This is a genomic window from Streptomyces sp. NPDC006134, from assembly GCF_040628835.1.
Classification (GTDB): domain Bacteria; phylum Actinomycetota; class Actinomycetes; order Streptomycetales; family Streptomycetaceae; genus Streptomyces.
This window is the reverse complement of sequence record NZ_JBEXTV010000032.1, coordinates 79,779-92,018: the sequence shown is the minus strand read 5'-3', so window position 1 is coordinate 92,018 and position 12,240 is coordinate 79,779. Positions and strand designations below refer to the sequence as shown.

9 protein-coding genes and 1 pseudogene are annotated in these 12,240 nt (G+C 71.0%); 5 read left to right on the top strand and 5 right to left on the bottom strand.

The genetic code is table 11. The features are described 5' to 3' along the window. The 4 genes and pseudogenes from ABZ340_RS21675 to ABZ340_RS21660 form a co-directional block, all read right to left on the bottom strand. A pseudogene (locus tag ABZ340_RS21675) lies at positions 1 to 138 on the bottom strand (4-hydroxy-3-methylbut-2-en-1-yl diphosphate synthase); the annotation flags it as partial. 180 nt (positions 139 to 318) lie between these two features. Next, entirely contained in the window at positions 319 to 1,611 is a 1,293-nt protein-coding gene (locus tag ABZ340_RS21670) for a site-2 protease family protein (RefSeq protein ID WP_358783431.1), read from the bottom strand. A gap of 8 nt (positions 1,612 to 1,619) precedes the next feature. Next, entirely contained in the window at positions 1,620 to 2,876 is a 1,257-nt protein-coding gene (gene dxr, locus ABZ340_RS21665; protein ID WP_358783428.1) for a 1-deoxy-D-xylulose-5-phosphate reductoisomerase, read from the bottom strand. A gap of 250 nt (positions 2,877 to 3,126) precedes the next feature. Next, positions 3,127 to 5,067: an acyl-CoA dehydrogenase family protein gene (locus ABZ340_RS21660; protein WP_358783427.1), complete on the bottom strand. Its 1,941-nt coding sequence runs from the start codon at positions 5,065 to 5,067 to the stop codon at positions 3,127 to 3,129. Positions 5,068 to 5,448: 381 nt separating this feature from the next. Between ABZ340_RS21660 and ABZ340_RS21655 the strand changes: the two genes are divergently transcribed. The 5 genes from ABZ340_RS21655 to ABZ340_RS21635 all read left to right on the top strand — a co-directional run bounded on the left by ABZ340_RS21655 (position 5,449) and on the right by ABZ340_RS21635 (position 11,305). Continuing rightward, positions 5,449 to 6,462, top strand: coding sequence for a LacI family DNA-binding transcriptional regulator (locus tag ABZ340_RS21655; RefSeq protein ID WP_358783426.1), 1,014 nt, complete (start codon positions 5,449 to 5,451; stop codon positions 6,460 to 6,462). Between the two features lie 382 nt (positions 6,463 to 6,844). Beyond that, positions 6,845 to 8,887 carry a glycoside hydrolase family 31 protein gene (locus tag ABZ340_RS21650; RefSeq protein WP_358783425.1) on the top strand — a complete coding sequence of 681 codons (2,043 nt, stop codon included), beginning with the start codon at positions 6,845 to 6,847 and terminating at the stop codon, positions 8,885 to 8,887. Between the two features lie 324 nt (positions 8,888 to 9,211). Then, positions 9,212 to 9,562, top strand: a complete 351-nt coding sequence (locus ABZ340_RS21645; protein ID WP_358783424.1) for a hypothetical protein — start codon at positions 9,212 to 9,214, stop codon at positions 9,560 to 9,562. Further along, on the top strand, positions 9,559 to 10,395 hold the full coding sequence (locus tag ABZ340_RS21640; protein WP_358783423.1) for a hypothetical protein: 837 nt from the start codon (positions 9,559 to 9,561) through the stop codon (positions 10,393 to 10,395). The genes ABZ340_RS21645 and ABZ340_RS21640 overlap by 4 nt, the downstream gene beginning before the upstream one ends. Before the next feature lie 10 nt (positions 10,396 to 10,405). Beyond that, complete coding sequence (locus ABZ340_RS21635; protein WP_358783422.1) at positions 10,406 to 11,305, top strand: transporter substrate-binding domain-containing protein; 900 nt, start codon at positions 10,406 to 10,408, stop codon at positions 11,303 to 11,305. Positions 11,306 to 11,498: 193 nt separating this feature from the next. Here the strand turns inward: ABZ340_RS21635 and ABZ340_RS21630 are convergent, their stop codons facing one another. Further along, a complete protein-coding gene (locus tag ABZ340_RS21630; protein ID WP_358783421.1) occupies positions 11,499 to 12,215 on the bottom strand; it encodes a hypothetical protein in 717 nt (238 codons plus the stop codon). Positions 12,216 to 12,240 lie beyond the last annotated feature (25 nt).

The window sequence follows — 12,240 nt, the reverse complement described above, 5'->3', positions numbered from 1 at the left end:
CCGGGTCGTCGTCATCGACTGCACCGAGACCGGCGCGTCCCCGCCGACCGCCACGGACCCGACCTGGATCCGCCGGCTCTTGCGGCGCTCGGCGAGCTTGGTCGGAACGGACGGCATGCCGAGAGAAATCGCAGTCATCTGCTGTGCAACCCCAAGTCGTGGATCAAGCTCCGGTCCCGTCAGCGGGCGGGCTCCAGGCTCCGAGATTACGACACGTGCCCGGGCCCGGGCACACCGCGCCCGCCAAACCCCGCCTTCGGGGGACGGCCCGGCAGGAGAGCCTGCCGGGCCGCCGTGAACGCGAGGTGCCAGGGGTGTCTAGGAGATTCTCACCGGGTTCACCACGTCCGCGATGAGCACCAGGATCGTGAAGCAGATGAAGACCCCGGCCACCACGTAGGCCACCGGCATGAGCTTGGCCACGTCGAAGGGGCCCGGGTCCGGACGCCGCAGCAGCTTGGCCGTGTGGCGGCGCAGGGACTCCCACAGGGCGCCCGCGATGTGGCCGCCGTCGAGCGGCAGCAGCGGGAGCATGTTGAACAGGAACAGGGAGAGGTTGAACCCGGCGACCAGCATGACGAACATGGCCAGCTGCTGGGTCGGCGGGATGTCGAGGGTGGCGATCTCGCCGCCGACGCGGGCGGCGCCGACGACGCCCATCGGGGAGTCCGGCTCGCGGGGGCCGTCGCCGAAAGCCGCGTCCCACAGGGCGGGGATCTTGCCGGGGAGGGCGGCGAGGGAGTCGACGGCCTCGCCGATCCGGTCGCCCATCCACGTCACGGACTCGCCGAAGTCCTGTTTGACCACGCCGGTGGCCGAGCTGAAGCCGAGGAAGCCGGCGGTGACGTACTCCCCCTCGACGATCTGCCCGCCGGAGTCCTTCTTGGCGACCTTGTTGGTGGCGATCCGGGCGTGCAGGGTCACCTGGCGGCCGTCGCGTTCGACGACGATGGGCACGTCCTTGCCCGGGTTGGCGCGGATGAGGTCGGACAGTTCGTCCCAGGTGCCGGTGGGGACGCCGTCGAAGGAGACGATCTTGTCGCGGGCTTTCAGGCCCGCGGCGGCGGCCGGGGAGGCCGGGTCGGTCTTCTTGCAGTCGTCGCGGTTCTCGGTCTGGGCGATGACGCACTGGGAGACCGAGGCGACGGTGGTGGTCTGCTGGGAGATGCCGAAGCCCATCAGGACGGTGAGGAACAGCGCCACCGCCAGGACCAGGTTCATGAACGGGCCCGCGAACATCACGATGACCCGCTTCCACGGGGCGCGCGTGTAGAACAGGCGGGTCTCGTCGCCCGGCTTGAGCTCCTCGAACGCCGCCGAGCGGGCGTCCTCGATCATGCCGCGCCAGGGCGAGGTGGAGCGGGCCTCCAGCCGGCCGTCGGGGCCGGGCGGGAACATGCCGATCATGCGGATGTAGCCGCCGAACGGGATGGCCTTGACGCCGTACTCGGTCTCGCCCTTCTTGCGCGAGAAGAGGGTCGGGCCGAAGCCGACCATGTACTGCGGGACGCGGATGCCGAACATCTTCGCCGTGGACAGGTGGCCCAGCTCGTGCCAGGCGATCGAGAAGAGCAGGCCGATGACGAAGACGACTATGCCGAGGATGAACATCAGGGTCGTCATGCACGGGCCTCCGCCGTCTGTGCCGCCAGTTCCCGGGCGCGGGCGCGCGCCCAGGTCTCCGCTTCGAGGACGTCCGCGACGGTGAGGGAAGTTCCCGTGCGCGGCGTGCCGTGTTCCTCCACGACCCGGGTGACGGTCTCCATGATCCCGAGATACGGCAGCGCGCCGGTCCGGAAGGCCTCGACGCACTCCTCGTTGGCGGCATTGAACACCGCGGGGGCGGTGCCCGCGAGCTCGCCGACGTGCCGGGCGAGGTTCACCGCGGGGAACGCCTCGTCGTCGAGGGGGAAGAACTCCCAGGTGGAAGCCTTGCTCCAGTCGAAGGCGGGCGCCGCGTCGGGGACGCGTTCGGGCCAGCCGAGGCCGATGGCGATGGGGCCGCGCATGTCGGGGGGCGTCGCCTGGGCCAGGGTCGAGCCGTCCGTGAACTCCACCATGGAGTGGACGTAGGACTGCGGGTGCACGACGACCTCGATGCGGTCGAAGGGGATGTCGTACAGCAGGTGCGCCTCGATGACCTCCAGGCCCTTGTTGACGAGGGTCGCGGAGTTGATCGTGATGACCGGGCCCATCGCCCAGGTGGGGTGGGCGAGGGCGTCCTCGACGGTGACGCTCGCGAGCTGTTCCTTCGTACGCCCCCGGAAGGGGCCGCCGGAGGCGGTGACGACCAGCTTGCGCACGTCGGCGCGGGTGCCGGCAGCCAGGGCCTGGAAGAGGGCGGCGTGCTCGGAGTCGACCGGGATGATCTGCCCGGGCTTGGCGAGGGCCTTGACCAGCGGGCCGCCCACGATGAGCGACTCCTTGTTGGCGAGCGCGAGGGTGCGGCCCGCCTCCAGGGCGGCCAGGGTCGGGGCGAGGCCGATGGAGCCGGTGATGCCGTTGAGGACGGTGTGGCAGTCGGAGGCGGCGAGGTGGGTGGCCGCGTCCGGGCCGGCGAGGATCTCGGGGAGCGGCTCCCCCGTGCCGTACCGCGCCCGCAGGGCCTCCCGCAGCGCCGGTACGGCGTCCTCGCGGGCGACCGCCACGGTCCGCACCCGCAGCCGGTGCGCCTGCTCGGCCAGGAGGGCGACCCGGGCGCCGTTCGCGGACAGGCCGGTGACCCGGAAGCGGTCGGGGTTGCGCAGCACGAGGTCGATGGCCTGGGTGCCGATCGATCCGGTGGAGCCGAGGATCACCACGTCCTTCGGGCCGTCGCCCGCCACCGGGTCGTGGACGAGGTGCGGGTCGGCGAGGGGGGCAGGGCTGTCGCTCATTCCCCCATTGTGGCCGCTGCCGCCGTCCGGCAGGACAGCGCGTCCCTCGGGCGGGACGGCGCGCCCCCCGGGCGGGTGCCGTGCCGTCCGCCCGGGGGACGCCCGGGGATGAGCGGGAGTGGCCGGGGCCTCCGGGGGATGACCGCGGCCTCCGGGGGCGACCGGAGACGCCGGAGGCGACCGGAGGCGCCCGAGGACGACCGGGGGCGCCCGAGGTGACCGGAGACGCCCGGAGGTGACCGGGGGCCTGTCACCTGATGGGGCGGTGCACGTTCTCCCGGCGGCTCGGGCCCGGGGTGGCGTCGGCGATCCAGGGGCCGTCGCCGGACGGGTCGAGGACGCCTTCCTCCAGCCAGGCGTACGTGCCCGACAGGACGCCCTTGACGACCGTGCGGTCGAGGTCGTCGGTGTTGGTCCACAGGCGGCCGAAGAGTTCCTCGACGCGGATGCGGGCCTGGCGGCAGAAGGCGTCGGCGAGCTGGTACGCCTCGCGGCCGTGGTCGCCGCGGACGCGCAGCAGCTCGGCGCGGACGCAGGCGGCGCTCATCGCGAACAGCTCCGCCCCGATGTCGACGACGCGGCCGAGGAAGCCCTGCTTGGTCTCCATCCGGCCCTGCCAGCGGGACATGGCGTAGAAGGTGGAGCGGGCCAGCTTGCGGGCGGTGCGCTCGACGTAGCGCAGGTGGACCGAGAGGTCGATCTCGTGCTTGAACTCGCCGTACGACGTCGGCAGCTGACCGGCGCCCGCGATCAGTTTCGGCAGCCACCTGGCGTAGAAGACGCCGGCCTGCGCGCCCGCCCTCGCCTTGTCGGGCAGGGACTTGTCGGGGTCGATGAGGTCGCCCGCGACCGACAGGTGGGCGTCGACCGCCTCGCGGGCGATGAGCAGGTGCATGATCTCGGTGGAGCCCTCGAAGATCCGGTTGATGCGCAGGTCGCGCAGGATCTGCTCGGCGGGGACCGCGCGCTCGCCGCGGGCCGCGAGCGAGGCCGCCGTCTCGAAGCCGCGTCCGCCGCGGATCTGGACCAGGTGGTCGGCCATCAGCCAGGCCATCTCCGAGCCGTACAGCTTGGCGAGGGCGGCCTCGATGCGGATGTCGTTGCGGTCCTCGTCGGCCATCTGGGAGGACAGGTCGAGGACGGCCTCCAGGGCGAAGGTCGTCGCCGCGATGAACGCGATCTTGGAGCCGACCGCCTCGTGCAGCGCGACGGGCTTGCCCCACTGCTCGCGGGCGGCCGACCACTCGCGGGCGATCTTCAGGCACCACTTGCCGGCACCGACGCACATCGCGGGCAGCGACAGACGGCCGGTGTTGAGGGTGGTCAGGGCGATCTTCAGGCCGGCGCCCTCGGGGCCGATGCGGTGCGCGGCGGGGACGCGGACCCGGTGGAAGCGGGTGACGCCGTTCTCGATGCCGCGCAGGCCCATGAAGGCGTTGCGGTTCTCGACGGTGATCCCCTCGGAGGCGGCCTCGACGACGAAGGCGGTGATGCCGCCCTTGTGCCCCTCGGACTTCGGGACGCGGGCCATGACGACGAGCAGGTCGGCGACGACGCCGTTGGTGGTCCACAGCTTGACGCCGTCGAGGACGTAGTCGTCGCCGTCCGGGACGGCGGTGGTGGCCAGGCGGGCCGGGTCGGAGCCGACGTCGGGCTCGGTCAGCAGGAAGGCGGAGATGTCCGTGCGGGCGCAGCGCGGCAGGAACTTCTCCTTCTGCTCCTGAGTGCCGAACTGCTTCAGCGGCTGCGGCACGCCGATCGACTGGTGGGCGGAGAGCAGCGCGCCGACCGCCGGGCTCACGGAGCCGACCAGGGCGAGGGCCTTGTTGTAGTAGACCTGGGTCAGGCCGAGGCCGCCGTACTTGGTGTCGATCTTCATGCCGAGGGCGCCGAGCTCCTTGAGCCCGTCGATCACCTCGTCGGGGATCCGCGCGTCGCGCTCGATCACGGACCCGTCGATCTTCGTCTCGCAGAAGTCGCGCAGCTTGGCGAGGAACTCCTCGCCGCGCTGGACGTCCTCGTCGGCCGGGAGCGGGTGGGGGTGGATGAGGTCGAGGCGGAAACGGCCGAGGAACAGCTCCTTGGCGAAGCTGGGCTTGCGCCAGTCCTGTTCCCGGGCCGCCTCCGCCACCCGGCGGGCCTCGCGTTCGGTGACGACGGGCCGGGAGGAGGGGGTGGGTGGTGCGGACATGAGGCTCACCTCGCCGCGCATCGGGATCGTCGGGGGGCGTCCACGAGGACCGGGCGGGTCCGCCGGGCCGCCGGCCGGCGATCCGGCAGTCCGGCAGTCCGGCAGTCCGGCAGTCCGGAACTTGCGGACGTACGGTACGAGTCGGTGCTACTCGATCGTATGTACCTGATCCGGGGCGGCTCCACCAGCCTTCGTGCGTCCGTTCGGCCGATGGTTCCGCGGCGGGGCGGCCCGGGCGGAGTCCGGGCGGGAGAGCGCGCTGTCGAAGCGCTTCGACGACCTATGGACTTCCCGACCCACCGGAGCTACTGTCGGACCACTCAAGCCCACCCTGTCGGTCCCCGCGCATTGTCGAAGCGCTTCACACAGCTTGGAGAGCGGATGGTCACCCTCGCCGAGGTCGCCCAGCACGCCGGAGTCTCGGCGAGCACGGTGAGCTATGTCCTCAGCGGCAAGCGGTCCATCTCCTCGACCACCCGGCAGCGGGTCGAGGAGAGCATCCGGACCCTGGGCTACCACCCGAACGCCGGCGCCCGCGCCCTGGCCAGCAGCCGGTCGAACATCATCGCGCTGATGATCCCGCTGCGCACGGACATCTACGTGCCGGTGATGATGGAGATCGCCGTCGCGGTGGCCACCACCGCGCGCACCCACGGGTACGACGTGCTGCTGCTCACCGGCGAGGAGGGCCCGGACGCGGTGCGCCGCGTCACCGGCAGCGGGCTGGCCGACGCGATGATCCTCATGGACGTCCAGCTCGACGACGAACGGCTGCCCCTGCTGCGCGACACCCACCAGCCCTCGGCGCTGATCGGGCTGCCCGCCGACCCCAGCGGCCTGACCTGCGTCGACCTCGATTTCCGGGCGGCCGGCGCCCTGTGCCTGGGGCATCTGGCGGCGCTGGGCCACCGCGACATCGCCGTCATCGGCGAGGCGCCCGCGGTCTACGAGCGGCACACCGGCTTCGCCGAGCGCACCCTGGAAGGGCTGCGCGGCCGGGCGCGGGAGCTGGGGCTGCGGCTGCTGCACCGCCCGTGCGAGGGCGGGTACGACGCGATGGCCGTGACCCTCGCCCGCATCTTCGACGAGCGTCCGGGCACCACCGGGTTCGTCGTGCAGAACGAGTCGGCCGTCGAGCCGCTGCTCGCCCTGCTGCGCCAGCAGGGCAGAGCGGTGCCCGAGGACGTGTCGGTGGTCGCGATCTGCCCCGACCAGGTCGCCGTCCAGGCCTCGGTGCGGCTGACGTCGGTCGCCGTCCCCGCGCAGGAGATGGGCCGACGGGCCGTGGAGCACCTGGTCGCCAAGCTGGACGGGCGCGGCGGCGACGAGGTCGTGCTGCTCGCGCCCGAACTGACGGTCCGGGCGAGCTCGGGACCGGCACCGGCCGCCTCCTGACCCCTGCCCGCCGCCTCTTTCCGCACCTCTTCCCTGCCCGCCGCCTCTTTCCGCACCTCGCCCCTGTCCGCCCCCGCCTCGCCCTCTCACGCCCCTCTCCCCCGCCCGCCCCATCCCGCCCCCCTCACGCCCCTCTCCCCGCCCGTCTCCCGGCCTCTCCCACCGCTTCTTTCGCGTTCTCCGCGTTCTCCCCGTTCTCCGCGCTCTCCGCGTTCTCCGCGCTCTCCGTGTTCTCTGCGTTCTCCGTGTTCTCTGCGTTCTCCGTGTTCTCTGCGTTCTTCCGTGTTCTCTGCGTTCTTCCGTGTTCTTCCGTGTTCTTCCGCGCGTCTCCCCCGCCCACCGCGGCACTCCCCTGTCTGCCCTCCCTCCAGGAGCACTCCACGTGACGTCGCCCGCCGAGAACCAGACCCAGGTCAGCCTCGCCCAGTCCTCCCCCACCGTCGGCACGTTCCGCGAGCGGGACGGCGCGCTGGAGTGGAGCGGCCGTCAGGAGACCGTACGGATCGAGCCCTGGGGGCCGGACGCGGTCCGGGTCCGGGCCCGGCTCGGCGGCCCGGTCCTCCAGGGGCTGCCGGGCGCGCTGCTGGAGGACGCCCCGCCGACCGCGCACACCGTCGAGATCGGGGACGGGGCCGGGCGGCTGACGGTCGGCGCGCTCACCGTCGTCGTCGACGCCGAGGGCATGATCCGCTTCACCCGCACCGACGACGGCACGGAGCTGCTGGCCGAGGAGCGCGCCCACTTCTGGTGGCCCGGCCCGCGCCTGTACACGGCGGTCGGCAACGGGCACCACCGGCTGGAGCAGCGGTTCGCCGCCTACGACGGCGAGAAGCTGTACGGCCTGGGCCAGCACCAGCATGGGCACCTGGACCAGAAGGGCCTGGTGATCGACCTGGTGCAGCGCAACGCCGAGGTCGGCATTCCCGTGCTCACCTCCAGCCGCGGCTACACCCTGCTGTGGAACAACCCGGCGATCGGCCGGGTGGAGCTGGCGCACAACGGCACCCGGTGGGTCGCCGACTCCGCCCGCCAGATCGACTACTGGATCACCGCGGGCGACCCGGCCGGCGCCCAGCGCCGCTACAGCGCGGTGACGGGCCGCACGCCGATGCTTCCGGAGTGGGCGGCCGGCTTCTGGCAGTGCAAGCTGCGCTACCGCACCCAGGACGAACTCCTCGCCGTCGCCCGGGAGTACAAGCGCCGGGGCCTGCCCATCGACGCGATCGTCTGCGACTTCTTCCACTGGACACACCTGGGCGAGTGGAAGTTCGACCCGAAGGAGTGGCCGGACCCGGCGGCGATGGTGCGCGAGCTGGACGAGCTCGGCATCAAGCTCGTCGTCTCCGTGTGGCCGTCGGTGTCCCCGCTGAGCGAGAACCACCCGGTGATGGAGCAGCGCGGCTACTTCATCGGCACCCAGTACGGCCCGCTGGCCCACGCCGACTGGCCCGACAAGGAGGTCGCCTCGACGGTCCAGGTGGCCTTCTACGACGCCACCAACCCCGAGGCGCGGGAGTTCGTGTGGTCGAAGGTGAAGGAGAACTACCTCGACCCGTACGGCATCTCGGCGTTCTGGCTGGACGCCTGCGAGCCGGAGCTGAAGCCCGGCTTCCCGGAGAACCTGCGCTACTGGGCGGGCCCGGGCCTGGAGGTCGGCAACCTCTACCCCGCCGAGAACTCCCGCGCCTTCCACGAGGGCCTGCGCGCGTCCGGCGAGGACGAGGTGATCACCCTCAACCGCTCGGCGTGGGCGGGCAGCCAGCGCTACGGCGCCGCCCTGTGGTCCGGCGACATCGGCACCGACTTCGCGACCCTGCGCCGCCAGATCGCGGCCGGCCTCAACACCGCCCTGTCGGGCATCCCGTGGTGGAACACCGACATCGGCGGTTTCCACGGCGGCGACCCGGACGACCCCGCCTACCGCGAGGTGCTGATCCGCTGGTTCCAGTTCGGGACGCTGTCCCCGCTGATGCGCCTGCACGGCTTCCGCGACCCGGGCATGCCGCTGGGTCCGGAGATGACCGGCGGCCCGAACGAGGTGTGGTCCTACGGCGAGGAGGCGTACGGCATCCTCACCGCCTGCCTGCGGCTGCGCGAGCGCCTGAAGCCGTACGTGCTGCGCGTGATGCGCGAGGCGCACGAGGAGGGGATGCCGGTGATGCGGCCGCTGTTCCTGGAGTTCCCCGGCGACCGGGCCGCCTGGTCGGTGGACGACGCCTACCTCTTCGGCCCCGACCTGCTCGTCGCCCCGGTGCTGACGGCGGGCGCGACGCGGCGCGCGGTCCACCTCCCGGCGGGCGCGCGCTGGACGGACGCGTGGACGGGCCGGACGTACGAGGGCGGGGCGGCGGTGACGGTCGACGCCCCGCTGGAGCGGATTCCGCTGTTCCTGCGGGACGGTGCCGAGCTGCCGGTCGTGGAGTGAGCGCGAGGGGCCGGCCCCGCCGGGACGCTGTCGGTTGATTCCGCCCCGCTTGGTCCTGGAGGCCGACGCCACGCCCGGGCCCGGCCCGGATCGGCCGACAGCGCCCTCTCGCGAGGACCGGACCACGGACCGGTGCGGACGCTCGGGCATGTGAGGTCACGGGCAGTACTGCGCGGCAACAACCCGGTAAAGACGATGAGTTGATGATCCGAGCGCCGTGTGCACGGTCGTGGGACGGCGCGGACAAAGCCCCTCCACGCCCCCCTGCCGCGGGCTATCATCTGACGCTTCGCCATTTGGCTGTCACGGGGGAAAGGGGAAGGCGTGACTCGGAAGGTGAGGATCACGCTGATCGTTGCCGGGGCTCTCTGCGTGGCGACGACGCCGCTGGTCTGGGCGCTGCTCGGCCAGGAGAACGGGGAGATGACCGGGGTGGTGCTGCAGGTGGCGACCGGTGTGGCGGCGTTGCTGCTCGGGCTCCTGAGGAGGGAGCCGCAGGGTGTCGTCGTGGAGGCCGTCGACACGGGGGCCGCGGTGTCGCGTGGCGGATCGGCCAACTCCGGTGTCGTCCTCGGCGGATCCACCGGCGCGGTGTCGTCGGCCCGCGCCGAGCGGACCGGCGACGCGACCGCCGAGGGAGAAGGGAACGCCAACTCCGGGGTGCGCGGCGCATGAGCGGGGAGAAGGCGCCACCGGAGGCCGAGGTCGTCGCGTCCGCCTCGCAGACGGGGAGCGCCGAGGCCCGGACGGGTGGGACGGCGGTCAGCGGCACCGTCATCGGCAGCTCCTTCAGCAGCCAGACGATCGGCCACCAGAGCAACCACTGGTACTCGGTCTTCGCCCGCCAGGAGAAGCGGGCGTCCGGCTGGGGCGGCATCACGGCGGTGGTCCTGCTGGTCACCGTCGTGGTGCTGTACATGAGGCCGGAGGGGCCCGAGAGCCAGTTCGTCGTTGCCTACGTCCTCCTGGCCGTCGCCAACGTCGTGTCCGTCCTCCTCGCCTTCGACGCGTGGACCCGCACGGGAGAGGCCCGGTCGGTACGGCTCCGGCTGGGCCGCGCGGAAGGCCTGCCCGCCGGCGCGAGACTGCTGCTGTCGTTCCTGTGCCTGACCCTGGCCGCGCTCGCCGTGCTGCAGATGGACCAGGTCAGGAAGTACGGCAGGGTGGATGTCGCCGCCAACGAGATCGACGTGAAACCGGACACGCTGCTCGAGGACGGCGAGCAGAGCGTTCTCACGCTCCGGCCGAAGGCCGAACGGCGGCACCTCGAGCTGACGATGGAGGTCTCGGCCTCGAGGAACAACGGCGTGTGCGGTTACGGCACGAGGTTCTCCCTGGCAGTGGGCGAACAGGCTCCGAGGAAGCAGCACGAGGAGCTCAGGAGCGGCGATCTCGTGAAGCTGGACCTGGGCGGTGGCCGCCCTGAGATCGAACTTCGGTTGACGGTCGACACGACGGACGACTGCGAAGTGGACATCCATGTGGCGCAAGCCACCGTGTACGGCTGAGGAGCGGTGCGTGAGCAACTGGCGAATGAACGCGCGGCGGGCAGCCTGCGCGCTGGGGGCGGCGGTCCTGCTCGGGGTGACCGTCTCCTGCGACGAGCCGGAGCAGGAGCCGGGCCTCAACGGCGTGGAGAGACTGAACGTCGGTTACAAGGGGGACCAGCCCGGCACGTCGTTCAGGGACGAGTCGACCAACGCCTTCGACGGCTTCGAAGTCCAGCTCGGTCATCACATCGAAGAAAAGATCAAGAAGCGCCTCACGCCGATGGACCTCAAGTCCAAGGACCGGGTGGAAGCGGTGAAGAGCGGGGATGTGGACCTGGTTCTCGCCACCTTGTCGGTCAATGACGAACGGATCCAGGGGATCGACGTCGCGGGAATCTACATGACGTCGAAGCAAGGACTCCTGGTGTCCGACGAAGCCTACGCGTACGAGACCGAGGACCCTGCCGTCTTTGCGGGAACGAAGATCTGCACTCTGGAGAACTCCACCAGCTATACGACTCTGATGGAGGATCGGCCGGACGTGCTGTCCCTGGCGACCATCGAGACGGCACCCAAGATCAGGGACTGCGTGAAGCTCTTGGAGGAAGGCCTGGTCCAGGGGATCTCGACAGATCGGATCATCCTGTACGGACTTGCGGACCACCATGCCGACCAGAACTTCTACGTGGTGCCGGGAATGGACTTCGGCCCTCGGCAGTACTACGGCGTGGGTATCAGGAAGACGAAGGACAGGAAATGGTGCAGGCATCTGAAAGAGATCGTCGACAAATATGTCAGAAGCAGCACATGGGAGCAGAACTTCAAGATTCAGCTCGAATTGGCGGAAGAAGAAGTGGGGTTCAGGAAGTTCCGCCCCACGGAACATGACAGCAACGCGCTGTCGTGCCGGGACAAGGTAGGACCGTGATGCCTTCGCCCCCGGTGACGCCCGGGTCCGGGGCGAACCGGGGATGCTGTTCTGCGGCGAGCAGTTCGCCGGCCTGTTCCCTGCCCGGGGCAAGCCTGCCTGGTCGCCGGGCAGCCTCGCGCTGGTATGGGTAGCGGGGCGGAATCGGCCGACAGCGACCCGGCAGGGACCGGCCCCCTGGGGTGCGGCGCGCTCAGCCGCCGCTGACCGTCAGGTTGTGGGTGGTGAAGTCCAGGCCGCCGGAGGACGAGGTGATCTCGTAGCCGAACTGGACGTCGCCGATGGTCTCGTCGCCCATCCAGCCCTTGGTGTCCTTGATCCACTTCAGGATCGGCAGGATGTTCACCGTGCCCGAGGTGGAGTCCGAGGTGCGCAGGAACGAGAAGACCTCGTTGTGGCCGTTGCTGCCCTTGTAGACGTCCCAGGTGTGGCCGCCGAGGGTGACGGTGCCCTGGGAGGTGCCGAGCGGGCCGACGGCGCCGTGGTGGTTGACCCAGAGCATGATCTCGTAGTCGTAGTCGGTGTCCCAGATGTCGTACGACGTGTTGTACGCGCCGGACGACGGGACGGTGACGTTGTAGCTGCTGGTGAGCGAGGCGAGGGAGGTGACCGGCTTGTCGATCACCTTCTTGGCGTTGGGGTAGGACTTGATGCCGCCGGTGTTCGGGTGGTCGGCCCACACGCCCCAGTGGGTGCCGGAGTTGGCCCAGACGCACTGGCTGCCGGCGCCGGAGCCCCAGATGTTGTTGTAGAGGGTGTAGCCGTTCAGGGTCGTGTTGCCCCACTGGTCGCAGGAGTTCCAGACGGCGGCGTGGGCGGGGGCGGAGGCGAGGCCGGCCGTGGCGCCGAGCGCCAGGGCCGGGGCCAGCAGGGCCTTGACGATGCGGCTCGACGTGCGGGGTGCTGCCATGGTGTCCCTTTCCATGGGTGGGGGG

Coding starts and splice junctions, on each gene's coding strand:
- ABZ340_RS21670 (WP_358783431.1), bottom strand. CDS start 1,611: ATGTTCATCCTCGGCATAGTCGTCTTCGTCATCGGCCTGCTCTTCTCG.
- dxr (WP_358783428.1), bottom strand. CDS start 2,876: ATGAGCGACAGCCCTGCCCCCCTCGCCGACCCGCACCTCGTCCACGAC.
- ABZ340_RS21660 (WP_358783427.1), bottom strand. CDS start 5,067: ATGTCCGCACCACCCACCCCCTCCTCCCGGCCCGTCGTCACCGAACGC.
- ABZ340_RS21655 (WP_358783426.1), top strand. CDS start 5,449: ATGGTCACCCTCGCCGAGGTCGCCCAGCACGCCGGAGTCTCGGCGAGC.
- ABZ340_RS21640 (WP_358783423.1), top strand. CDS start 9,559: ATGAGCGGGGAGAAGGCGCCACCGGAGGCCGAGGTCGTCGCGTCCGCC.
- ABZ340_RS21630 (WP_358783421.1), bottom strand. CDS start 12,215: ATGGCAGCACCCCGCACGTCGAGCCGCATCGTCAAGGCCCTGCTGGCC.